This is a genomic window from Thiocapsa imhoffii, from assembly GCF_016583985.1.
Classification (GTDB): domain Bacteria; phylum Pseudomonadota; class Gammaproteobacteria; order Chromatiales; family Chromatiaceae; genus Thiocapsa; species Thiocapsa imhoffii.
On record NZ_NRSD01000002.1, the window covers coordinates 336451 to 359838 of the forward strand.

At 63.1% G+C, this 23388-nt stretch carries 23 protein-coding genes; 11 read left to right on the plus strand and 12 right to left on the minus strand.

Annotation, left to right across the window (positions count from 1 at the left end):
* Positions 1 to 559: 559 nt before the first annotated feature.
* The 7 genes from rfaH to CKO25_RS03965 form a co-directional block, all read right to left on the minus strand.
* Complete coding sequence (gene rfaH / locus CKO25_RS03935) at positions 560 to 1087, minus strand: transcription/translation regulatory transformer protein RfaH (protein WP_200386609.1); 528 nt, start codon at positions 1085 to 1087, stop codon at positions 560 to 562.
* A gap of 272 nt (positions 1088 to 1359) precedes the next feature.
* Positions 1360 to 2097, minus strand: coding sequence for an ABC transporter ATP-binding protein (locus CKO25_RS03940; protein ID WP_200386610.1), 738 nt, complete (start codon positions 2095 to 2097; stop codon positions 1360 to 1362).
* A 100-nt stretch (positions 2098 to 2197) separates the two neighbouring features.
* The gene (locus CKO25_RS03945) at positions 2198 to 2863 is read right to left on the minus strand and encodes a DUF2796 domain-containing protein (RefSeq protein ID WP_200386611.1); all 666 of its coding nucleotides are present in this window, start codon (positions 2861 to 2863) and stop codon (positions 2198 to 2200) included.
* A gap of 135 nt (positions 2864 to 2998) precedes the next feature.
* On the minus strand, positions 2999 to 3445 hold the full coding sequence (locus CKO25_RS03950; protein WP_200386612.1) for a Fur family transcriptional regulator: 447 nt from the start codon (positions 3443 to 3445) through the stop codon (positions 2999 to 3001).
* Positions 3446 to 3464: 19 nt separating this feature from the next.
* A complete protein-coding gene (locus CKO25_RS03955; protein ID WP_200386613.1) occupies positions 3465 to 4319 on the minus strand; it encodes a metal ABC transporter permease in 855 nt (284 codons plus the stop codon).
* 3 nt (positions 4320 to 4322) lie between these two features.
* On the minus strand, positions 4323 to 5123 hold the full coding sequence (locus CKO25_RS03960) for a metal ABC transporter ATP-binding protein (RefSeq protein ID WP_242467377.1): 801 nt from the start codon (positions 5121 to 5123) through the stop codon (positions 4323 to 4325).
* On the minus strand, positions 5123 to 6007 hold the full coding sequence (locus CKO25_RS03965; RefSeq protein ID WP_200386614.1) for a metal ABC transporter solute-binding protein, Zn/Mn family: 885 nt from the start codon (positions 6005 to 6007) through the stop codon (positions 5123 to 5125). Before CKO25_RS03965 ends, CKO25_RS03960 begins: the two co-directional genes overlap by 1 nt.
* Positions 6008 to 6501: 494 nt before the next feature.
* Between CKO25_RS03965 and CKO25_RS03970 the strand changes: the two genes are divergently transcribed.
* From CKO25_RS03970 to CKO25_RS04000, 7 genes are all read left to right on the plus strand, one after another.
* Positions 6502 to 7185, plus strand: coding sequence for a hypothetical protein (locus CKO25_RS03970; protein WP_200386615.1), 684 nt, complete (start codon positions 6502 to 6504; stop codon positions 7183 to 7185).
* A 170-nt stretch (positions 7186 to 7355) separates the two neighbouring features.
* Positions 7356 to 8405 carry a thioredoxin family protein gene (locus CKO25_RS03975; RefSeq protein ID WP_200386616.1) on the plus strand — a complete coding sequence of 350 codons (1050 nt, stop codon included), beginning with the start codon at positions 7356 to 7358 and terminating at the stop codon, positions 8403 to 8405.
* Between the two features lie 33 nt (positions 8406 to 8438).
* Entirely contained in the window at positions 8439 to 8825 is a 387-nt protein-coding gene (locus tag CKO25_RS03980; protein WP_242467378.1) for a hypothetical protein, read from the plus strand.
* Positions 8826 to 8923: 98 nt separating this feature from the next.
* Positions 8924 to 9391, plus strand: coding sequence for a DUF2919 family protein (locus CKO25_RS03985; protein WP_200386617.1), 468 nt, complete (start codon positions 8924 to 8926; stop codon positions 9389 to 9391).
* Positions 9391 to 10572: a YbfB/YjiJ family MFS transporter gene (locus tag CKO25_RS03990; protein ID WP_200386618.1), complete on the plus strand. Its 1182-nt coding sequence runs from the start codon at positions 9391 to 9393 to the stop codon at positions 10570 to 10572. Before CKO25_RS03985 ends, CKO25_RS03990 begins: the two co-directional genes overlap by 1 nt.
* A gap of 115 nt (positions 10573 to 10687) precedes the next feature.
* On the plus strand, positions 10688 to 11332 hold the full coding sequence (locus CKO25_RS03995) for a class I SAM-dependent methyltransferase (protein ID WP_200386619.1): 645 nt from the start codon (positions 10688 to 10690) through the stop codon (positions 11330 to 11332).
* Position 11333: 1 nt separating this feature from the next.
* Positions 11334 to 12674 (plus strand): MFS transporter, encoded by a 1341-nt coding sequence (locus CKO25_RS04000; RefSeq protein WP_200386620.1) that lies wholly within the window; start codon positions 11334 to 11336, stop codon positions 12672 to 12674.
* A 72-nt stretch (positions 12675 to 12746) separates the two neighbouring features.
* Here CKO25_RS04000 and oadA read toward each other — a convergent pair whose 3' ends face one another.
* Positions 12747 to 14570, minus strand: a complete 1824-nt coding sequence (oadA, locus tag CKO25_RS04005; protein WP_200386621.1) for a sodium-extruding oxaloacetate decarboxylase subunit alpha — start codon at positions 14568 to 14570, stop codon at positions 12747 to 12749.
* Positions 14571 to 14582: 12 nt separating this feature from the next.
* Positions 14583 to 16001: an acetyl-CoA carboxylase biotin carboxylase subunit gene (locus tag CKO25_RS04010; RefSeq protein ID WP_200386622.1), complete on the minus strand. Its 1419-nt coding sequence runs from the start codon at positions 15999 to 16001 to the stop codon at positions 14583 to 14585.
* Positions 16002 to 16232: 231 nt separating this feature from the next.
* Between CKO25_RS04010 and CKO25_RS04015 the strand changes: the two genes are divergently transcribed.
* Complete coding sequence (locus CKO25_RS04015) at positions 16233 to 17537, plus strand: spore maturation protein (protein ID WP_200386623.1); 1305 nt, start codon at positions 16233 to 16235, stop codon at positions 17535 to 17537.
* On the opposite strand, the gene CKO25_RS04020 is transcribed toward CKO25_RS04015, so the two are convergent.
* From CKO25_RS04020 to CKO25_RS04030, 3 genes are read right to left on the minus strand one after another with little or no spacing between them, the layout of a single operon-like run.
* A complete protein-coding gene (locus CKO25_RS04020; RefSeq protein ID WP_200386624.1) occupies positions 17491 to 18252 on the minus strand; it encodes a hypothetical protein in 762 nt (253 codons plus the stop codon). The two genes, CKO25_RS04015 and CKO25_RS04020, sit on opposite strands and share 47 nt — an antisense overlap.
* On the minus strand, positions 18221 to 20398 hold the full coding sequence (locus CKO25_RS04025; RefSeq protein WP_200386625.1) for a hypothetical protein: 2178 nt from the start codon (positions 20396 to 20398) through the stop codon (positions 18221 to 18223). Before CKO25_RS04025 ends, CKO25_RS04020 begins: the two co-directional genes overlap by 32 nt.
* 14 nt (positions 20399 to 20412) lie before the next feature.
* Complete coding sequence (locus CKO25_RS04030) at positions 20413 to 20961, minus strand: Smr/MutS family protein (protein WP_200386626.1); 549 nt, start codon at positions 20959 to 20961, stop codon at positions 20413 to 20415.
* A gap of 561 nt (positions 20962 to 21522) precedes the next feature.
* On the opposite strand from CKO25_RS04030, the gene surE reads away from it, so the two are divergent.
* The 3 genes from surE to CKO25_RS04045 form a co-directional block, all read left to right on the plus strand.
* Positions 21523 to 22272, plus strand: coding sequence for a 5'/3'-nucleotidase SurE (surE, locus tag CKO25_RS04035; protein ID WP_200386627.1), 750 nt, complete (start codon positions 21523 to 21525; stop codon positions 22270 to 22272).
* Positions 22251 to 22934 carry a protein-L-isoaspartate(D-aspartate) O-methyltransferase gene (locus tag CKO25_RS04040; RefSeq protein ID WP_242467379.1) on the plus strand — a complete coding sequence of 228 codons (684 nt, stop codon included), beginning with the start codon at positions 22251 to 22253 and terminating at the stop codon, positions 22932 to 22934. The genes surE and CKO25_RS04040 overlap by 22 nt, the downstream gene beginning before the upstream one ends.
* 38 nt (positions 22935 to 22972) lie before the next feature.
* On the plus strand, positions 22973 to 23388 hold a 416-nt coding region (locus CKO25_RS04045; protein ID WP_242467380.1), incomplete at its 3' end, for a LysM peptidoglycan-binding domain-containing protein.

Here is a 23388-nt window from a genome sequence, read left to right on the forward strand (position 1 = left end):
ACCAGTCGATACGATCAAAAGGCGTGCGTTGGCGGTATCGACACTGTTGATGGAGAACGGTGGGTCTGATTTCCGCCAAGACGGCTTAACACAGATTTCTGGTCGATCCATATCCGTTCTAAAGGGTCTGTGTCAGGGGGAATGCATTGTCCTGGACAATAATACTCGATTCGAGGACCTGTCAATCATGCCTGCGCCAGCGCCTCGATTTCTGAGTCGGCACCGGCAGGGCTTGCACGCTGGAGGCTGGAAGCGGCTGCGTTGGATAGCGCCAAGCCGGCCTTCGGGCGTTGGTCGCGGAGGTCACGCCGTCACCCCGGCCCGACTGACGGCCGGGCGTGTCGGCGAGGCTAGGGGACGGCAGGAGCGAATCGCAGACGGCTAACCGGGTGCGCTCGCGCGCTCAGCGCGCGGAGCACGCGCTCAAGACACCTCAGGAATCCTCTTGAACGAGTCGTCTGGCTCCCGGTAGCCATCGGGTTTCTGACGCTTGGGGAGCTCGACCTTCTCGCGGTCATGGCATCAACGCCCGATTCCGGATCCTGGTCCCGGTGGGGACTCAGGCTGAGCGACGAATGTCGGCGATCGGGATGGTCACAGACACCGGACGATGCAGCATCTCGAGCAAGAGTTGCACGCGCTGCTCGCCACGATGGGTTTGGAAGATGGCATCCAGTCCGCGGAAGGGTCCTTGAATGATCTCGACTTTCTGGCCCGGCTGCATCACCGTATTGAGCGGCTGAGCCGCGAGCCGGCAGCGAATCTCATCGATCAGTTGATCCTCGACCGGCAGGGCCTCGCCGCCAAAGGCGACCAACCGCGAGACACCGCGGGTTGAGCGCAAGGGATACCAATTGTCGACCCAGCGCTGGAGTTGAATGAAGAGGTAGTTCGGGAACAGGGATTCTTCGACTTGGACGCGCCGGCCGCGACGGATGTGTTCGACCATCAGGCACGGTCGATAGACGCAATACCCTTGCTGAGCGAGGTTGAATTCAGCGCGATCCTCCTGACGAGGCTTCGATTGCACGAGATACCACAGGGGGCGTGCCGCGCTCTCTGGGTTCTCCTGTTCGCTCCGCTGCATCGCCTTCAGTCCTGAATCACGTGGTCTCGCTGGCTCCATCCGCCGGGATGATCCTCCAGTCTGCAGTCTGTCCCGGTGGCGGCGCCTGTCCTACGCGGTGATCGAGACCCAATCTCCATTCATAGCATGACGATGAAGCTCATCACGCTGGAGTCCAGACGCGCTCAACTGCATAAGTGATGTCTTGTTGAGTGGAAGTGTAGCACGCGCGCATTGGTTCGCAGGACACCAGCGTTCGGGCTTGAGCGGACGTGCCGTGTTTTCATCAGAGATCAATGGATTTCGCCGTTGATGAGACGAACCCGCCGATCGAACAACGCCGAGAGTGCTTGATCGTGGCTGACAACAATGAGCGTCATTTTCGAGTCGGCGCACTCTGTGAGCAGAAGTTGGAGAAAATCCTCCCGCCGATCGGCGTCGAGCGCCGAGGTCGGTTCGTCAGCGATCAGAATCTCGGGTGCGCCGATCAGGGCGCGCGCGGCGGCGACTCGCTGTTGCTGCCCCACCGAGAGTTGCGTCACGGGTTGCTTGGCGCATGCGGCCTCGCCCAGGTCGAGTTGTTCGAGCAGTCTGAGGGCCTCGGCCCGCAGGGCCTGCGACGTGCGCTGGCGCGGGCCGGGACGCATCGCCTGTGCGCGCTCGCGCCGCCGTCGCGAGAAGCGACAGGGGAGCAGCACATTCTCGAGGATGGATAAGTACGGAATCAGATTGAACATCTGAAAGACGTAACCGATGTGATCGGCGCGAAAGTGATCCCGCGCGATCGCGGTCATGGTGTCGAGCCGTTGCCCGAGGATGTGGATGCGGCCTTGACTGGGCGTGATCACGCCGGCGAGCAGGTTTAGCAGGGTCGTTTTGCCGCTGCCGCTCGGACCTTCGATCAGGATGCGCTCGCCGGGCGCGATCCGCAGTCGCTCGATCGAGAGCAGGCTCGAGGCATTGGAACGCCACCGAAACCTCAGTCCATCTAGGTCAACGATCGGTCTGGGGTGCAGGTCTTGGCGCGTCATGTCGGACGTCATTTGGCGCGTCCCAGCCGGCGCGCTCCTTGGCGCGTCTGTCCCGGCGCCGCGGGGCGGTGCGTCCGTGGCCTGATGGTGTCCGTCACGCCTAGAAGGGCACGAAGTTGACAACGGCCTGTCGCGGCGTCAGCTCAGCGCGGCCTTGGCCCTCGGCCGTCACGTAACTCACTAGGATCCGTTCGACGGCAGGAAAGCCGGCGAAGAGTCCCAGTGCAGCGGACCCGAGCTGGTCGGGTTGATCGCAGATGAATTGGTAGGTGACGACCACATCGGCGTGTTGGTCGGAAGCGTCGTGTCCCTGTTGATGAGAGTGCGAATGGGTGTGTTCACTGCCGCTCGCTGGGGCATCGTCGAAGCCGGTTTCGAAGGCAGCCGATGCCATGCGGCAGCGCGCATCGGTATTGAAGCGGATCATGGCATCGCCAGCCAGCAAATTGCTCTTCGCCAGCGCGATCGTCGCGCGTTCCTCGTCGCTGCGCGGCGCGCGCTCGAACCCAACGAGGCTGGCAGCGGGACAGATCAGCTCGACATGCACCAGGTCATCCTCGGTCGCGACCGTCAGATGGGCGAGTCCGTGAACATGTGGAGCCTCCGTTCGCTGTGCGTTGGGATGCGCCCATAGATCAGCACTTGCAATACTGGCGGCGAGCCACGGGATCAAGGCGATCATGATGATCTGAACGCTTCGGCGGTGCGATGGCATCGGCGTGTTGCCCTGGATGCGATCTGGGTCAGGTTGCGGGTTCTTGTGCATCGGTACCACTCTCTGAGTCATGACGACATTCAACTGACAGCAGGCGCTTGCATCAGGTTTGAGGGGGGCCGGGTGATGGCGCGGCGCCTGATGGGGCCTCGAGCCGTCTGCATGACCGCACGGCGAGTGATGGTCTCAACCGTTTTTCTCGGCGCACTGGGCACAGGTCCCGATGACCTCCACGACCCGTCGTTGCGCGCGAAAACCGCTGACATCGGCCGCGCTGCCCAAGCTCTGCGTGACGGCTGCGTCGTCGATCTCGGTCACCACCCCACAATCATGGCAGATGAGAAATTGGCTGGAGTGCGGATGCTCAGGGTGATTGCAGCCAACGAAGGCATGCATGCTCTCAATCTTGTGAACGAGTCCATGTTCGAGCAAGAAGTCAAGGGCGCGGTAGACCGTCGGAGGGGCGAGGGTGCGGGCCCCGTCACGCATGGCTTCGAGAATCTCGTAGGCACCGAGCGGACGGTTGGAGGCGCACAGGATGGCGAGCACCCGGCGGCGTTGCGTGGTGAGCCGGACTCCGCGCTGTTGGCAGATGGACTCGGCGCGTGTCAGGACATCGGTACTCATCGGCATGTTCAAGATCCGTCTCCCGTCAGCTCGCACTCTTCAATGCCTTGTAGGCCGCGCGTCGTCGCTGCAAGACACGACTGATGAGCGCGGAGACGACATAGGCACCGCCAGCGAGCAAGATCATGGTCGGTCCGGCCGGCAGGTCAGGGCCGAAGGATAGCGCGAGCCCGGTTGAGGTGAACAGTCCGCCGAGCAGGGTGGCGATCACCATCATGCTGCCGAGCGAATGCACATAATGCCCCGCGATGGCGGCTGGAAGGGTGAGGAGGGCGATGACGAGAATGAGTCCCACGACCTGGATCAAGAGCACGACCGTGACCGCGACGAGGCAGAGGAGCAGGAGGTAGAAGGCCCCGACCGGAACCCCGCGCAAGCGCGCGAACTCCTCATCGAAGGTCACCGCGAGCAGTTGTCGATAGAAGAGGGCGAGGATCAGCACCAAGACGAGATCGAGTGCGGCCATGAACCAGAGTTCTCGATGCGGAACCAAGAGGATGTTGCCGAACAGAAAACTCATGAGATCAGTTGAGTATCCGGGGGTCTTGGAGATGAAGAGGATGCCGATCGACATTCCAATCGCCCAGATTGCACCGATCAGCGTGTCTTCCTGCGCGTTCCAGTAGAGTCGCACGAGTCCGATCAGCACCGCGGCGAACACCGCGGCGAGCAGCGCCCCAAGCACTGGGTCGAGACCGAAGTAGAGGGCCGCGCCCATGCCGCCGAGCACCGAATGGGCAATTCCGCCGGCCATGAAGGCGATACGCTTGACCACCACAAAGGTCCCGATGATGCCGCAGCCTAGGCTCGCGAGCAGTCCGGCCATCAGGGCGGTTTGGAGGAAGCTGTGTTGGCCGAGCGCTTGAAGGAAGTCGTGCATCGATCAATGCTCGTGCCGGAGCTCTAACGGTTCGCCGCCATGGGCGACCTGACGGATGTTCGGGCCGTAGAGCTGATGGATGAAGTCGGCATCGACACTGGCGGTGCTGTGACACATGAGCGTACGGTTCAAGCAGGCGACACGATCCACATAACCCGAGATAAAGGCGATGTCGTGGGAGACGACCAGGATCGTCAGGCGTTCGTTCAAGCGCGCGAGAAGATCGAAGATATCGCTTTCGCGGCGCTGATCGATGTTTGCAGTCGGTTCGTCGAGGATCAAGATGTGCGGCTCAGAGACCAGGGCGCGGGCGAGCAGGACGCGCTGCAGCTGCCCGCCCGAGAGCGTTCCAATGCGCCGTTCCGCCAGGTCGAGCGCCTCGACTTCGGCGAGGGCCGTTCGGGTGGCGGCGCGATCGCTTGCGCGATGCCAACCGATGCCAGTGCCTCGCCCGAGCCGCCCCATGAGGACGACCTGTGCAACGGAGATCGGGAAATCGCGCGGAAAGGTCGGGAACTGGGGGACATAGCCGATCCATCGAACCGCATGATGGGGGGCTCGGCCTAGGACGTGAATGCGTCCCTGCTGTGGCTCCAGAAGCCCAAGCACCAGTTTCAGGAGTGTGCTCTTGCCCCCGGCGTTCGGACCGACGAGACCGACAAACTCACCGGCAAGGATCTCGAGGTCGACGCGCTCGAGTACCGGTGCCTCACCGTAGGAGAAACTCACCCCGTCTAGGCCGATGACGGGGGCGCCGCGCGCCGGTCTCGGGTGCCTGGATGGAGCCATGGTGGTGGAGCCCATCAGGAATCCTGTTCCGGCGCAAGCTGCTTGGCTAGGTGACGAAGATTGTTGAAATAATCCCCAGACAGTGGGTCGATGACGACGACTTCACCGCCGATGGCCGCGGCGATTTGTTCAGCGGCGGCGGAGTTGTATTGTGGTTCGACGAAGATAACGCGGGTTCCCCGCTGGCGGGCCTGCTCGATCAAGCGAGCGAGGGCGCGGGGGCCGGGTTCCTTGCCTTCGTGCTCAATGGCGATTTGGGTCAGGCCATAATCGTCGGCGAAGTATCCCCAAGCCGGGTGATAGACCATGAAGTGGCGGTCGTCGAGGCTCGCGAGGCGTGCACGGATCTCCTCATCCAGCGCCTCGAGGTCGGCCGCGAAACGGTCGTAGTTGGCTTGAAAAGCGGCCGCATGCTCGGAAGCGAGTGCGGTTAAGGCGTCACGGATGCGCGCGGCCATGAGTTTGACGCGTTGCGGGCTTGTCCAGACGTGTGGGTCGATCGCGTCGAGTGGATCGGCGTGCCCATGGTCGTGGTCATGACCATGATGGTGGTGATGGTCGTGTTCACGTCCTTCGAGACCGTCTCGCGCATCGAGCAGGGTCATGCGCGGATTGGCCGCTTGCAGCCGCGACATCCAGGCCTGTTCAAAGCCGACGCCGGTGCGCACGTAAAGGTCGGCGGCGGCAAGTGAGGCGATCTGGCGCGCGGTGGGTTCGTAGGCGTGTGGATTCTGCCCAGGCTGCACCAGCGTCACCACCTGTGTGTGGTCACCGCCGATGCGTTCGACGAAGGTCTGGAGTGGGACAACGCTGACGAAGACCGAAAGCGGATCTGCCGCGACGGCGCTCGCGCGGCTCAGGACCAAGACCAAGAGGACGGAGACGAGACGCTCTCGCATGGTTGGCAGGCTCCAGTGGTGGTCGAATAGGGTGTTGCGATCGGATGACGGAAGCAGCGCGGCGCGTCGGTGCCCTGCTCGCGCGGATCGACCGAACGAACAACAGTCCGTGGCCGCGGAGGATCACCCCCACTCTGAGATGGCAACAATATAACAACTCGGCCGCGCCTTCCAATCCTGCCGTTGCAAGTCACCGATTCTCAACACCCGATTCCGCGCCGTGGTGAGGCAGGTCCGTCCTGCATGACGCCCCCCGAGCGTCCTTGATTCCGATCCTCGCAGGATTGCCCCGAGTGAGTGTCGCGGCGGACCTGGTGAGAGGTTGCGTCAGCGGCGGATTTTCCGCAGGATGCAGCGGCGCTGGCTGCGGCGTGAGCAATGGCAAGGAGGGGGGCTTCCTGCATGGTCCGTAACATCGATGATCGGTTCGCTCTCAGCGTGCGGACGGTTATGGTTCGATTATCCGGGGTTCCCTCAGAGGGCGGGGTGGTGCCATGAGCCTGACCACAGAGTTCCTCTGGGCAGTCGGTTTGAGCCTCTACGTGCTCGCGGTACTGGTGTTGACCCGGATACCCTATCAAATGATGGTCGCCCGTGGCATGGAGCCCATCCGTGCCGTGTATTACAACCGCAAGATCGTCCACATGCTCGGCGGCGGCGTGGGCTCGCTGATGGTGCCGCTCGTCTTCACCAGTCCCTGGTTTCCGCTGATCTGCGGGTTATTGCTGACGCTCTTGACCCTGGCCGCGCATGTCACTGGCATGCGGTTCAGTTGGTTTCAAACCGCCGATAACCGCAACGATGTGAAGTTCGCGCTCATGTGGGCGATTTCGGTCTCGGCGCTCTGGTGGTTGCTCGATGATCCCTGGCTCGCCATCCTGCCGGCACTCTACATGGCCTTCGGTGATGGCGTCACGGGCATCGCGCGGAACCTCATGATCAAACGCCGCTCGAAAAGTCCCGTTGGAAATGTGTTCATGTTGCTGGTCTGTGCCCCCTTGGGTTGGGTGATCGGGGGGCAGGCACAGCCCGCGATTCCGGAGTGGGGACTGCTCTCCGCGCTGGTCGCAACCTGGATCGAACGCTACGAGTTTGGTCCGATCGATGACAACGTATTGATCACGGTCGCTGCCTCTGGGGTGCTGCTGCTTGGGGCCTTGGTTGGCCCGATTCGATAGGCGCTCATCGCCATGTCGCCGCGACCGTCCAGATCCCAATCATCAGAGGCTACGGAAGGGAGCAGCACGTCCGGCTAGGGTCTCTCGCAAGGCGTCAGAACCCGCTTTCATCAATAAGATCGTCTGAACGACGGCCGCACACCCCACACCCATCACAGGAGACATTGTCAATGCTGAGTTCGCAACCGCGCCGATTGCGCAAGTTCGTTCTGATCACGATCATCGCGGCGCTATCCGTGCCCTGGCTCGCGCAAGCCGAGGAGGTCGTCACGCCAGGGCAGCTTATCGGTGTCAAGGCGTTGAGTCATCCCGACTGGTTCAAGAACAGCTTTCTCGATCTGGCTGAAGATGTCGAGGAGGCCGCCGCGCAGGGCAAGCACGTCATCCTCATCATGGAGATGGAAGGTTGCCCCTATTGCTACAAAATGATTCAAGAGAACTTCGCCAACGCGCCCTACCGTGACTTCATTCAAGAACACTTCGATGTCATCGCGCTCGACACCAAGGGGGATCGCAAGGTCGCCGTGACGGCGGAGATGTCGATGACGGAAAAGGAGATGGCCGAGCTCTATCAGGTTCGCTTCACCCCGACCCTGATTTTTCTCGATCCGGACAACCGCCCCGTGGCGCGGATCACCGGATACCGTCATCTCGATGATTTCAAGCTCGTGCTCGACTATGTCCAGGAGCGCGCCTATACCCAGCAGGACTTCAATCAGTACGCGTTGGCGCGGCGTGACGCGGACCTGTATCAATTCCGTGCCCATCCACACATTCAGGATCTCGATGACCTGAGTCAGGTTGAGGACACACCGCTGGCGATCCTGTTCGAGGATGGCGGCTGTGTGGCGTGTGATGCGCTGCACGACGGACATCTCGCGGATCCGCACATCCGCGAACTCCTCGAGGGATTCACCCTGGTCCGTCTCGATACCCGCTCCGAGGCCCCGCTGATCGATGTCCGGGGCAAGACCACGACACCCAAGGCATTCGCCGAGGCACTCGGCATTCACTACCGGCCCAGCATCGTGTTCTTCGATGCGGGGAGCGAGGTCACGCGCATCGAAGGAGACCTCTACCGTTTCCACTTCGGTGGTTTCTTGGAGTATGTTGCGGGTCGCCATGCCGAGAGCTTCCCGGACAGTCCGTTCGACTACATCAATGCGAAGGCGGCGGAACTCATGGCGGCGGGTCAGGACGTGTTCATCACGGACGACTGATTTCGGATCCCTCTCTCACCGAGGACGATGTCGATGAATGCAATCAACCAGGGCGTCGGTGCGTGCGTCTCAGCCACGCCAATGCGGTATTGGCTTGGCGCTGGAGTTTTGGCGCTCAGCGGTTGTGGTGGCGATCTGATCGCGCCTGACAGCTTGTTCGAGACGCCAGGTGCCGAGGCCTTCTACAACCAGATCGCGGACGTCTGCGGTCATCTCTCGGTCGGCAATCAGCCGCTGAATTATTTGATCAATGTCAGCGACGACAATGTCTACTTCCTCGATGAGACCAGCAAGCTCTATTTCGGTCGGATCGATCGTTCGACCTATGCGACCGATCTCAATGGGTTCTATCCGACGGGGACGAACACCGCGGCGCTGAATTGTATCTTCGAGCAACTCGATCAATCCCCGCCGTCTTGAGCGGGAGGCGATCGCAATGGCGGCGGAGAATCCCCGAATTGGCGCCCCGCGGGAGCGGCATCGGGTGCTGGTGACCTCTTCAACGGAGTCTGGCTCGGGTGTACGACGCAGCTGATCGCTACGATGAGGATCTCCTTCTGAAGGTGCCGATCCCCCTGTGGTTGGTGATCCTCTTCTTGGTTCGTCACCTGCTGTTGCTCGGGATCACCTTCATGCCCACGATGGGTGAGGGGCTTGCGATCATCCGCAATCTGGTCATGCCCGCCTATCTGCTGGCCGATCTGCCGGCCGTGCTGGTACTGCTCGCCGCCATGCGGCGCGCACGACCCTGCAAGGACTGGGTGAGATGGATCTGGTGGCGCGCCCGCGAGATCCTCAGCCTGTCCATCCTGCTCTATCTGGCACTGGTCGGCCGCGCAGTGTGGCAGGAGCATTCGTTCCTGTGGCAGAGCATCGACGAGGCGATGCTGGTGTCATTGATGCTGTCGCTCGCCGCGCTGGTTTATCTGTGGCGTTCGTCGTTGCTGGCCGCCGTGGTTCGAGATTGTCCTGGACAGCGCGACTGATGGCACGTCAGCACGCGCGACCGAGTGCTTGGACCGTGCTGGCCTCTGGGATCTGCGCCCTGGTCCTGACCCTGGGCATCGCGCGTTTTGCCTACACGCCGATGATCCCGGTGCTCCAGTCGCAGACCGGCATGGGTGAGGCGTTGGCGGGTTGGCTGGCGGGTTGGAATTATCTCGGCTATCTGACCGGTGTGCTGATCATCAGTCGGTTGCAGGATCTTCGACGGAAGGATCGACTCTATCGTGCCGGACTGGTCCTGGCCGTCATCACCACTGCGATGATGGCCTGGTCCGAGTCCGCGATCCTCTGGGGGACCAGTCGCTATCTTGCGGGATTGAGCAGCGCCGCGGGGCTGATGCTGGGATCCGGGTTGATTCTCAACTGGCTGATCCGTCATGAACATCGCAGCGAGCTTGGACTGCATTTCAGTGGGATTGGTCTCGGGATCCTGGTCGGCGTCCTCGTGGTTGCCGCCGCGGGTTTGGCCTTCACGTGGAGAGGGCAGTGGCTCGCACTCACGATCGTGGGCGCCCTCTTGCTGATCCCCGCCTGGCTCGGTTTGCCCCGGCCGGAGCAGGGGCCACCCCTGACGGCAAGCCAACTCGCCCGGGCGCCGGAACCCGCGCCGAGCTGGCTTTGGTTGTTGCAAGGCGCTTATGTGTGCGCTGGATTCGGTTATGTGATCAGCGCGACCTTCACGGTCGTGATCACCGAGCAACAGCCGGCCTTGCAGGGCTGGGGCGATTGGATGTGGCTGTTGGTCGGGATCGCGGCGATCCCCGCCCCCTTGCTTTGGGATCGGCTCGCGCGTCGGTTCGGGCATCTGCACGCGCTCCAAGTCGCCTTTATCCTGCAGATCATTGGCATCCTGCTGCCGGTTGTCGTCACCACGGGTTGGGCGGCGATCTTGAGCGCGCTCTTGTTTGGTGCCACCTTTATCGGCATCGTGTCGCTGGTTCTGACCATGGTCGGGATCCGTTATCCAGCGCATCCCTCGCAAATCATGGCGCGTTTGACCCTGGGCTATGGGATCGCACAGATCTTAGGGCCGATTCTCGCCGGCGAAGTGGCCGAACGCACCGGAACCTTCGACGGGTCCCTGCTGGCCGTTGGCACGATCATGCTCTGCGGCCTCGCTTGTCTGCTGGTGATGCAGCGGCTGGCGCGTCATTCACGATGAGTGGCTGGCACGGGTGCCGGCGTGGTGGTTGCCTCGTTACCGTGGGGCGGTTCTTAAATCGAGTGCGCTTGCGCGAACTCCATGCCTTCAACGCACATTTCCTGGTGAGGTGTCGATGACGACTCCCGAGGCGAGCAAACTCCTGGATGTGGCGCAGATCCAAGCGGCCTATTCCGCATTCGCGCAGCATTACGATGCCCAGCGCGCATCATTCGATATGCAGGATGTGCTCGAGGGTTTGCTGCGTCGCGTGCCCGCGCGCGGCCGTCTCTTGGATCTCGGATGTGGCGCCGGGGAACCGGTCGCGCGGACCTTCATCGAGCGACACTGGGAGGTCACGGGCGTCGACTTCTGCGAGGCCATGCTGGCGCTGGCGCAGCGTGAAGTTCCGGCGATGCACAGGGTCTGCTGCGATCTCCGCGAAGCGCGTTTTCCGTCGGCCTCTTTCGATGCGATCACCGCCGTCTACAGCCTCTTCCATATCCCGAGTGCCGAGCATCCCGCATTGTTCGCGCGCATGCGCGAATGGCTGCGTCCGGATGGGGTCGCCTTGTTCACCTACGCCACCCGTGACTACACAGGTGCGGATCGATTCGATGGCTATCTCGATTTCATGGGGCAATCCCTCTTCTACAGCCATGTTTCGGTCCCGGAATTGATGCGCGAACTCGCGTCCGCTGGACTCACCGTGGAGGAAGCCGTCGATCGCGACATTGGCGGTGAGACCTTCCTGTGGGTCAGCGTGCGGCGGACTGACTGACATGTCGCCCCGCGCGCGGGCCCCGCGGCGTGAAATCCTCGGCTGGGCGATGTTCGATTTCGCCAACCAGGCCTACACGCTCCTGATCATCACGGTCGTGTTTGGCGACCTCTTCACGCGCATCATCGTTGGTGATGCCCCCGATTACCGTCTCGGCAACCTGCTGTGGAGCCTGGCGCTGGCCACCAGCTATCTGTTGGTCGTCGTCTGCTCGCCGGTGGCCGGTGCCATCATGGATTACACCGCGAGCAAGAAGCGCTTTCTGTTCGCGAGTTATGTCCTCACCGTGATCACCACGGCGATGCTCTATTTCGTCGCGCCAGGTTATGTGCTGCTCGGTGTGCTTTTACTGATCCTGTCGAACTTTGCCTATTCGATCGGGGAGGCCTTCATCGCGAGCTTCCTGCCTGCCTTGGGTCCGCCGGAGGATCTCGGCAAGATCTCGGGCTTTGGGTGGGCCTTGGGGTATGTGGGCGGGATGGTATCGGCCGTGTTCGTGTTGCTGATGCTCGGCGAGGTGAGCGCGGAGAATTTCGAGCGGATTCGCTGGGTCGGACCCTGGGCCGCGGCCTTTTTCTTGGTTGCCGCGATTCCGACCTTTCTGTGGCTGCGCGAACCTGGACGGGCACGTGCTCTGCCGCCCGGGCAGGGCTATCTGCACATGGGACTGGCGCGCGTCGCGCACACCTTGGCGCACCTGCGCGCGCATCCTGATCTCGCCGTGCTCTTCCTCTCGGTTTTCTTCGCCATGAGCGGGATCTACATCGTGATCACCTATGCCTTCATCTATGGCGCGCAGGTCATCGGTTGGGAGGAGTCGGTGCGCACCCTGATGTTCGTTCTGGTGCAGGTGACCGCGGCGGCGGGTGCGCTCGGCTTTGGTTTCCTGCAGGATCGTTTGGGGGCGCTGAAGACCTATCGCATCACCTTGATCATGTGGATGCTCGCGATTGTTCTCATCCATGCGACGCCCCAGATCAGTCGCCTCGCATTCGATCGCTTCGGTTTGGACTGGCCCGCGCAGTTCGTCTTTCTCATCGTCGGCTGCGTGGCCGGCCTGAGTCTTGGATCCTGTCAGTCGGCCACGCGCACGCTGGTCGGGCTGTTCTCGCCACTCTCGCGATCTGGTGAGCTTTTTGGCTTCTGGGGGCTGTCTCTGAAGCTGGCTGGGATGTTCGGCTTACTGGCGATCGGTCTGCTGCAGGTCTTCGTTGGTCTGCAAACGGCGATCCTCTTCTGCGCACTGCTGTTCGGTTGCGCCTTGGTGATCGCGTTTTGGGTGGACGAAGGGCGAGGGCGCGCGCTGGCCGCGGCCCATGATGCGGGAGAGTCGGTTTGGTGAGTCGCATGTCCCGGTGACGGGACCTGAGCGCAGGTCCCGTCACCAGGGGCTCAAGGGATGCGGCGCGTCATGTCAGCTCGGCGTGATCGCCACCAGAACCTCTGCTGGATTGACCGCATCCCCCTTGGCCACGTAGACCGCCGTGACGGTTCCATTGATCGGCGCTTGGATCTCCGTCTCCATCTTCATCGCCTCGGTGATCAGGACTGGTTGACCCGCGCGCACCTCGTCCCCCTCATTGACCAGGACATCGACGATATTTCCGGGCATCGAGGTGGTCACGTCGCCCGGTTGGGTGGGCTTCGGACGCTTGCCGGTAATGGCCTTTTGCACGGCGCCGTCGGCACCGCCCGTGAGCACAACCTCGTCGAGCGTCTCGACGACCACTTCCTCCGGGATCCCATCGATATCGAGATAGAAATGGCGCTCAAGTTGACCCTTGTGTCCGGCGCCCGTGACCTTGACGTGATAAGTTTCACCGTGTACGGCGATGTTGAACTCGGTGGGGGCCGATTGGACTCCAACCGCGCTGGGTGGCGGTTCCAGCGGCTCTGGATGGAGGGTGCCGTCGGCGCGATGCTGGAGAAATGAGCGTCCGATCTCGGGAAACATCGCAAAGGTCAGCGTATCCTCCTCGCTGGTCGCGAGGGTGCCGATGTCTGCGACCAGCCGCGCGAGTTCCGGTTGGAGCAGATCGGCCGGGCGGCAGTCGATGAGATCTTCATTACCGATGGCCTGTTGCTGCAGGGTCGGGTTCACGCTCGCCGGGGCAGCACCATAGCGGCCCTGGAGATAGAGCTTCACCTCGTTGGTAATGGTCTGGTAGCGCTTCTCGGTCAGGACATTGAGAACCGCTTGGGTGCCGACGATTTGGGAGGTGGGCGTAACCAGCGGCGGATAACCAAGATCCTTGCGCACCCGTGGGATTTCCTCGAGGACCGCGCTCATGCGGTCGAGCGCGTTTTGCTCCTTCAACTGATTCGCCAGGTTCGAGATCATGCCTCCCGGAACCTGATTGACCTGTACCCGCGTATCGACTCCGGTGAACTCGCTTTCGAATTGATGGTATTTTTTACGCACCTGATAGAAGTACATCCCGACCTCCTGGATCGCCTCCAGATCAAGACCGGTGTCGTATTCTGTTCCCCGCAGGGCGGCCACCAGACTTTCGGTCGGCGGGTGCGAGGTTCCGCCCGCCATCGATGAGATGGCCGTGTCGATGGTGTCGCACCCGTTTTCGATTGCCTTCAGGTGGCACATGTCGGCCAGGCCCGAGGTTGCGTGGGAGTGTAGGTGGAGCGGTGGATCGACACTGTCCTTCAGGGCTTTGACCAGTTCCGCGGTCACGTAGGGCGTCAGCAAGCCGGCCATGTCCTTGATGGCAATCGAATCACAACCCATCGCGGCAAGCTCCTTGCCCATCCGCACGAAGCCCGCGATGTCGTGCACCGGGCTGACGGTGTAGCAAATGGTGCCTTGCGCGTGCTTTCCCGCCGCCTTGGTCGCCTCGATCGCCGTCTTGAGATTGCGCAGATCGTTCAGCGCATCGAAGATACGAAAGACATCCATGCCATTCTCGGCCGAGCGGGTGACGAAGGCGCGCACCACGTCATCGGAATAATGGCGATAGCCGAGCAGGTTTTGGCCACGCAAGAGCATTTGCAGACGGGTCTTAGGCAGGGCCTCGCGCAGCTGACGCAGGCGTTCCCAGGGGTCTTCCTTGAGAAACCGCACGCAGGCATCGAAGGTCGCGCCTCCCCAGCATTCCAACGACCAATAACCAATGTCGTCGAGCTTCCCACAGATCGGGAGCATGTCCTCGGTGCGCATGCGGGTCGCGATCAGGGACTGATGGGCGTCGCGGAGTACGACGTCGGTGATGTTGATTTTCGGCACGGGTCAATCCTCTTACAAGCCAGCATGTGCCGCGACCGCCGCGGCGACCGCCGCGGCGAAATCCTCGCGACGGCGCTTGGTCGAATAGTTCAGGAGTTCCGGGTGGGCCTCGAGAAAGCCAGTGTTGAAGCATCCCGAGCGAAACTCCGGGTGACGGAGAATCGCCTGGTAGAAGGGAATCGTCGTCTTTAAGCCATAGAGCCCCATGTCACGCAGCGCACGATGGCTGCGATTGAGGACGTCGTCCCAATTGAGTGCCCAAACGATGACCTTGGCGAGCATCGAGTCATAATGCGGTGGGATACTGTAGCCAGTATAGATGGCGCCGTCGGTGCGCACGCCCGGGCCGCCCGGGGCGTAATAGCGCGAGATCCGCCCAAAGCTGGGCAGAAAGTTGTTCTTCGGATCCTCCGCATTGATGCGAAACTGAATCGCGAAGCCCCGTCGGGCGATCTCGTGTTGTTTGAAGCGCAGCGGCAGGCCCGCGGCGATGCGAATCTGCTCCTCGACGAGGTCGACACCCGTGATGGTCTCGGTGATGGTATGTTCGACCTGAATCCGGGTGTTCATCTCCATGAAATAGAACCGCCCGTCGTCATCGAGCAGGAATTCGACGGTGCCCGCGTTGGTATAGCCCACCGCGCGCGCGGCGAGGACGGCGAGCCCATTCACATACTGGCGTTGCGCCTCGTCGAGTTGGGGAGAGGGGGCGATCTCGATGAGTTTTTGATTGCGCCGCTGGATGGAACAATCACGCTCGAAGAGATGCACGCAGTTGCCATGATGATCGGCGAGCACCTGCACCTCGATATGGCGCGGATTCACGACGCAGCGTTCGAGAAAGACCTCGGCGCGGCCAAACGCCTTGGTCGCCTCCGAGATGACCCGTTCATAATTGCGCCGCAGCGCCATCGGGTCATCGCAGCGGCGGATGCCGCGTCCGCCGCCTCCGGAGGTGGCCTTGAGCATCACCGGGTAGCCGACTTGCTCCGCGCACTGCAGAGCCTCCTCGAGACTGTCAAGATTCCCGGGGCTGCCCGGGGTGACCGGGACCCCGGCCTGCTGCATGGCGAGCCGTGCCTCGGTCTTGTCGCCCATGCGCGCGATCACGGCGGCGCTGGGTCCGATGAAGGTGATGCCGCGCCGTGCACAGGCGCTTGCCAATTCAGGGTTCTCGGAGAGAAAACCGTAACCCGGGTGGATCGCGTCGCAGCCCGCGGCCAACGCGAGGTTCACGATGTTGTGGACGTTGAGATAGCCGGCTAGGGGATCGCTGCCGAGACTGTAGGCCTCGTCGGCCTTCTTGACGTGGAGTGAGTGACGATCCGCATCCGAGTAGATCGCCGCGGAGCGGATCCCCATCTCGGCGCAGGCGCGAATCACGCGCACCGCGATCTCGCCGCGGTTTGCGATTAAAATCTTTCGAAGCATGGGCTTGCCTCAGATAAAGCCGACTGAGCGGCCGCGGGCCAGGGTCACAACAGGGTTCATGGTCGATGTTGCTCTGCAGCAATATAGCGAATAGGCTCGATTCCGCAAGGGGTTTCCGGTCCGCGCGGGCTGATCGTTGGGCACGGGTGACCGACGCGAGGATGCGCTGCTCGGTTGCTCGCCCGCCGCCGGCCCGGTCGGGGTGATCGGGAACGCGAGGCGCGAACTGACATGAACGCGATCTTTTTCGGCATGATCTTGGTTGCCTTTCTGGCCACCGCATGGCGTGAGCTGAGCCTCCCGGTCGCTCCCGGGGAGTCGACCCCGATGGCGCAGCTCTCGAGCGAGATGCTCGCGGCAGCGAGTGGGGCGGTGGAACTCGCCATTGGTCTCGTCGGCGTGATGACCCTGTTTTTGGGGTTGATGAAGGTGGCGGAAGCGGGCGGCATGTTGGTCGTGATTGCGCGCTTGATTCGTCCTGTCATGATCAGGCTATTCCCTCAGGTGCCGCCGGATCATCCCGCCATGGGGGCCATGATCCTGAATCTGTCGGCGAATGCACTGGGGCTTGGGAATGCGGCCACCCCGTTCGGTATTCGGGCCATGCAGGAGCTGGACAAACTCAACGCGCACCCCGGAACGGCGACGAACGCGATGGCGCTCTTCCTCGCCATCAACACCTCAAGCATCACCTTGCTCCCGACCGGCGTCATCGCCTTGCGCGCGGCCGCTGGCTCGAGTGATCCCGCCGGGATCTTACCAACGACCCTGTTCGCGACACTCTGCGCCACTCTCGCGGCGATTCTCGCTGCCGGCCTCTATCAGCGTTGGACGCCCGTGGGTTCCCTCCCGCCGGCCGCGCGCGCCGAGGATGCGGGCGCTCCAGCGTTGGCCGAGACGCCGTGCGAGGCGACGCCTGCTGATTCTGGCGCGTATCCGCTGTGGGTGTCGTTCGGTGCCCTGTTGGGGATCGTCGCGCTGATTCCGGCAGCGATCCTGTGGGGCGAGCGATTCTCACCCTGGATCATCCCCTCATTGATGGTGGGTTTTCTGGCCTTCGGTGTCGCGCGTCGGGTGCGTGTCTACGAGGTCTTCGTCGAGGGGGCGCAAGAGGGGTTTCAGGTTGCGCTGCGGATCATCCCCTATCTGGTTGCTATCCTGGTCGCTGTCGGGATGCTCCGCGCGAGTGGCGCGCTTGATGCGATCGTGATGGTCCTCGGTTGGGTGACCACGCCCATCGGCTTGCCCGCCGAGGCGCTCCCGATGGCACTGTTACGGCCACTGTCGGGCTCGGGCGCCTATGGGGTGATGGCCGCGATCATCCAGGATCCTGACATCGGGCCGGACAGTTACGTCGGTTATCTCGTCTCGACCCTACAAGGATCGACTGAAACGACCTTCTATGTCCTGGCGGTCTATTTTGGCGCGGTGCGCATTCGGCGTCTTCGTCACACCCTCGCCGCCGCGCTAACCGCCGATCTGGTCGCTGTCATCGCGGCGGTCGTGGGCGTCCGATTCCTGTTTGCGTCCATTTGAGACGCAGCGGGGGAGTGGGCGAGCGCCGCGACCGGAGTGACCGCGGTTGTGGTCGCCAGCTGACGCGCATCGCCCCAACGGTCAACGTGAGCAGCAGGGTCGCGCTGATCAGCTCGACCCCCTGCTCCGCCCGCTCGAGGAGGTCAGGGTCGAGGCTGGTGAGCCGGGTGAGGATGAACACGATGATGTCCGCGGCGAGCGATGCCGTGGCGGTCAAGGCGAGGGCGGCACCGATCAGCAGGAGGATGGGGCGGCCCTGCCGGTCGCCCCGACGCCAGGCGATGGCGAGTAGGAGCACCATGAGCAATCCGAGCAGCGCGGCGAGAGTCAGCACGGCGATCATCGCCGTGGTGGCCAAATCGAGATCAGCGATGCCGACACGCGCGCCGATGCTGATCCCGAACAGATTGTGGAATTGAAAGAGTTTTGCCGCGACGAGGATGGTGGACACGAGCACGAGACTCATCACCTCGTGGCAACGGCACCGCCACCAGCCGGTGAGCAGAACCAGGGTCACGAGACTGAGCTGGGTGGCAATGACGAGGTAGCCGGTGCCCGTGACAAACCAGATCAGACCGAACGCACGCGCCGCGATCACCGTCATGAAGGCGAGGTCGAAGGCCAGAAGGGTCCACAAGAACCTGATGGTGAAGCGATCTTGTACGATGTTGCGGATGAGTTGTTCAATGGCCGGCCGGCCTGTCGATGAATCCATGTGCGATGGCCTTGAAGTCGAAGTCGGGCAGTTTGGGCTCGAAGTTCCCCCGGTGTTCAGGCGCCCAGGCGATGGGATCACCGTCGGCGTGCGCCTCGGTTGAGGCGGCGTGCAGTCGGTCGCCTGGCCGTACGGGCGTCACCGGGGTGGCCGAACTCCCGGCCACCCCGGTGTAGCGAAAGAGGCCATAGGAGCCTTCGGCACCGTAGGGTCCGGCATGATGCCAGATCGAGTCGGCCAGGCTCAGTCCCGGCAGTGGCACATTTTGGTTGGCTTTATGAGGCTCATCGAAGGCTTCGAAGGCGTGGATTTGAACCCCGTTCGTATGCGACCACTGAAATGCCTCGGTGAGGAAGGCGGCGGACAGGCGCGGATTGGAGACGGCGCGAAACAGCGCGATCCCCGCCGCGGGGACCTGGGGGTCCTCCGCGGTGAGCGGTGGGGTCGAGTCTAGCGCCCCTGTTTCAGAAGCGTGACGCACGCCCGGATTGTTGAAGGGGATGCCATCACTGGGATGGCCGATTTCGCCAATCATGAGTTCGACCGACCGCTTCTCGTCGAGCGCGCGCAGCGTCGCTTCGAAGCGCTGCCACTGGTGCGCCAGCTCGCCGGTGCGTGGCTCGAAGAACGCTCCCCAGTGCCCCTCGATCCGTGCCTCTTCCATGGCCTCGGGGCTCGGGTAGATGTTCTCCAGCAGGGTATCCGCAACCTGGATGAGTGCGCGCACATCATCGGTGAAGGTCTGCGTTGCCGGGTCAGTGGCTGCCCGATCGACCCGGCGAAACCCATGGCTGCGCACGCCGAGGCGCAAGCCGAGACCAGCGAAGGCCCCATCCGCTGCCATCAAGTCACGCGCAAAGCGCACCATCTCGGTCACCTGCTGGGTTGGCGTGGGCCGCTCGGCGTTCGTGGCCACCGGCTCGGCGTACTCGTTGGAGATGATCAGATGGGTCACGGTCCCTGGATGGTGCCTGTTCGCGAGCTGTGCCTGCGCGAGTGCCGAGCGGATCGCAAAGCGCATCCGTTCGTTGACCAAGGTGTCATCGATCAGGATGTTTGGCACGCCCAGCTTGATCCGCAGGAGTGTGGCACCCGCCTGCGCGTTGATGGCCGCGGCCGCGAGGGGGATCTGCGCATTGGCATTCCCGAGGAAGAAGGCCGGGTTGAGGGTTGCGTCCGCCGCAAATGGATCAGCCGGCGCGAAAACCCGCATCTGGACCTGCGTGAGTGCCAGGTCTTCACCCGCCGTCCCGCGCGTTTCGACGAGGATCCGCTCTGGCGCCGTGTTCACGAAGATCGCGGTCGCGGGAAAGTGAAAGAGGATTTCGTCGATCGTGGTGTTGGTCGTGACGGTCGTATCGCCAGCCCGCTCACCGCTGTTGGGTTCGGGATGGTGCCGCGGGCTGTGGAAGGCGACCTCGTGCTCGGCCCACACCGGGAAGGTGACCAGCTCCTCCCCTTCGAGGATGCTCCAGTTGTCGCGATCGAAACCGGTTCCGTAGGTTGTGAGAGTGAGGGGCGCCCCGTCGGCCTGTGCGGCAAGGTAGGCAAGCTGACGATAGACCGAACCCTGGTGGTCGCGCGCGACGGCCGGCAGCGCCGTGGCGCCTTCGAAGGGCTTGACCAACGACTGGCTCCAAGCGCTCGGGCCATGTTCCCAGAGTGAATCGATATGGAGTGTCAGGTGGCCGTCGGCCTGAATGTGGGTGAGGCGCCCAAGTGGGTCGAGGTATAGGTCGATCCGCTGCCGTGCACTCCAGAGCCGCGGTCCCGGGGTGCCGAGCGCGATGCCACCGCGGTAACTGTTGAAGGTCGGTGTATAGAGCTGCCCTGGGGCGAAGGGGTTGTCGTCCGTGGCGCTCCACTGTCCGACGAACGGCTGATAAGCCAGCCCCAGGATGGGGTTGGCCAAGACCGCTGAAGCCGGGACGAGAGGCATGCAAGCCAGCATGAACAGGGCCGGTAGGGTGCGGAACTTGCGCGCGAGGCGCACGCGCTGCGGCGGCCGCGGCTGGGGGCTCCGACCAACCTGTGATCGCCACCAGATGGGCGGTGGCGAGTGGCGGGCCTGGCGCCCCGGTGCGGTGTGAGCCAGTCGGGACGGAGGCGACACCACTGGGGCGGCCTCCGGGTGATGGATGGACATGAGGTCAGGATCTGTCAGGGATGGCGTGTGGCTTTGTTGGGGTTGCGCAGTAGGACGTAGACTGCTCCAGTGCCGCCATCACGGCGTGTTGCGGAACAGAAGGCCAGGACCTCGTCGTACAGTCGCAGCCAATAGTTGATCTTCTGTTTCAGAATCGGCTGTTGCGCGGCCGAGCGGTAGCCTTTGCCGTGCACGATGAGGGCGCAGCGGACCCGGCGGCGTGTGCACTCGGCGAGGAATTCGGCCAAGAGCAGGCGTGCTTGCTCGCGTTGTAGACCATGCAGGTCGAGCTCGAGTTCAACATTGAAGGCGCCGCGTTGCAGGTCCGCCATGACCCGACGCTGTAATCCGGGGCGGCTGAACTGGAGAAACTCATGCGTCTCGACCTCGGCCTCGGAGAGATGCGGTTGGCGCTGCGACTCGGGGAGCTCTGGCGGGCGTGGCCGCGGGATGGGGGGTGGCCGCCGCCGCGGGTGCTCGACATAATCGAAGTGGCCGGGTTCCGCATCCTGGACATGTTGGCGAAACAACGCCAAATCCTCTTCTTGGATGTGTTTTTTCATGCCTCGGTCCGGTCTCGGATCTGGTGTCTTAGGTCACATTGAGGCGGCCCGGGGTGATCTCATCATACATCTTGCTGGATTGACCCTGGGTGGCCCGCAACCGTCATCTCGCGGCCAACGGGTCAGCGTGATCGACCAGCCTCACGACACCCCGCTCCTGTCATGGTCCAATGCTGCCTCGGCTCGCTGATGTCATGGCGTTGGTCGAAACAGAGTATATCGTCATTCGCGCCACGCACCGGGAGTGCGTTCCGACGCTCTGGGGCCGCGGTCCGTGCTGGGATCGCGATCGCCCGACGGCATGGTGCGATCGAGCGACGCTTGTCAAGCAGGGCTGACCTGGTGCGCGCAGGATGTTGGTCGGGGTCACTTTTCAGTATGATCGGATCCGAGCAACAAGCGACCCCGGTCAACGGGGCCACGCCGCGGCAAGCGCGGTACACGGGCGCGGCGGTTACCGCCCCGACTCCTGCCCCAAGGGTGTGCCGGCGCGGTCCATGCGACTGGTGTCGCATGATGCGCGGTCGCGACAACGAGCGATGTCACTAGGCCAAAGCGAAGATGAAGATTCTCGTCAGCAACGACGACGGCTACCAGTCGCCGGGTCTGATCCGGCTTGCCGATGCCCTCTCCGAGCTGGGGGAGGTGTTGGTGGTGGCCCCCGAGCGTGATCGCAGCGGTGCGAGCAATTCCCTGACGCTCGATGTCCCCTTGCGCGCGAGTCGCATGCTGAACGGGTTCATTCGCGTCGATGGGACGCCGACCGATTGCGTGCACCTGGCGCTGACCGGACTCACCGACGTGGATCCGGATCTGGTCGTTGCTGGGATCAATCATGGACCGAATCTCGGCGATGATGTCCTCTATTCCGGGACGGTCGCGGCGGCCACCGAGGGCCGTTTTCTGGGTCTGCCGGCGATTGCGGTCTCGATGGCGGCGCACGAGCCGAGGCATCTCGAGACGGGGGCCGCGGTCGCGGTGCGGTTGGTCAGCCGATTGCGCGAGGCCCCGCTCGAGTCCAGCGTGATTCTGAATGTCAATGTTCCGGATGTGCCCTACGATCAGCTCAAGGGCTTTCTCGCGACACGTCTCGGCCATCGGCACAAGGCGGAGCCCGTGATCGCGGCGCGGGACCCGCGGGGTCGCGCCATCTACTGGGTTGGCCCCGCGGGTCCCGAACAAGACGCGGGACCGGGAACGGATTTTCATGCGGTGCGTGCAGGCTATGTCTCCATCACGCCGCTGCAAGTTGATCTGACACGACACAGCGCACTGGATCCGCTGCGGCGATGGCTGGATCAGGGCCACTGAGCGCCGAGTTGATCCAGCGTGGGATCGGCATGACGTCGGCGCGCACGCGTGCGCGTCTGATCCAGCGCTTGGCAGGGGCTGGCATCGAGCATCCGGAGGTTCTTGAAAGCATTGCGCGGTTGCCGCGTCACCTCTTCGTCGATGAGGCGTTGGCCAGTCGCGCTTATGAGGACTCGGCGCTGCCGATCGGTCACGGCCAGACCATTTCCCAACCCTATACGGTGGCGCGGATGACGGCGGCCTTGATCGAGCGTGCGAAGCCCGACACCGTGTTGGAGATCGGGACCGGGTCCGGTTTCCAAACCGCCGTGTTGGCGGCGTTGGTGCGGCGGGTCTACAGCGTTGAACGCATCGCTTCGTTACTCGATCAAGCCGAGGACCGGCTGCGGCAACTCGCATTTCGCAATATCCGCTTCAAGCACGCCGACGGGGCGTTGGGCTGGCCGGAGTATGCGCCTTACGATGGCATTCTGGTGACGGCGGCGGCGCGTGGTGTCCCACGGCTGCTGGCCGAACAACTGGCGCTCGGCGGAACGATGGTGCTGCCGATCGGTGAGCCCGATGCACAGGTTCTGGTGCGAGTGACGCGCCACGCCAAGGGCTATGAGCAAGATCTCCTGGAGTCAGTGAGTTTCGTGCCGCTGTTGTCTGGGGTGTCGTAGGAGTCGCGGGAATGGGGTCGATGGAGATTCGAGCGCCGATGAGGATGTTCGCGCGCGGCGCCGACCAGGCGTGGCGCACGCCACAGCCGTCCGCGGGGCGACCGCGCAAGTGGTTCAGCGCCATCATCCTGGTGGGTGTGATCGCCCTGCTGGCGGGGTGTGCGTCGAAACATCCAGCCCCCGTCGGTGGTTGGGACTGGACGGGGCCGGTTCCGGATGGCTATTACCTCATTCGTCCGGGCGACACCCTGAGCGCCTTGGCGGCGCGCCGTGGCGTCAGTTTGCACACCCTGGCGCGGTGGAATGATTTGGACTCACCCGACCAGATCTATGCCGGTCGGCTGCTGCGGGTCCAGCCGCCCGATGGTTCGCCCCCGCCGGTGCCGGCGCGCACCACCTCGGCGGCGCGCGCGGGGGCGGTTGCCGCCACGCGGTCGTCCTCGCCAGCCCCAGC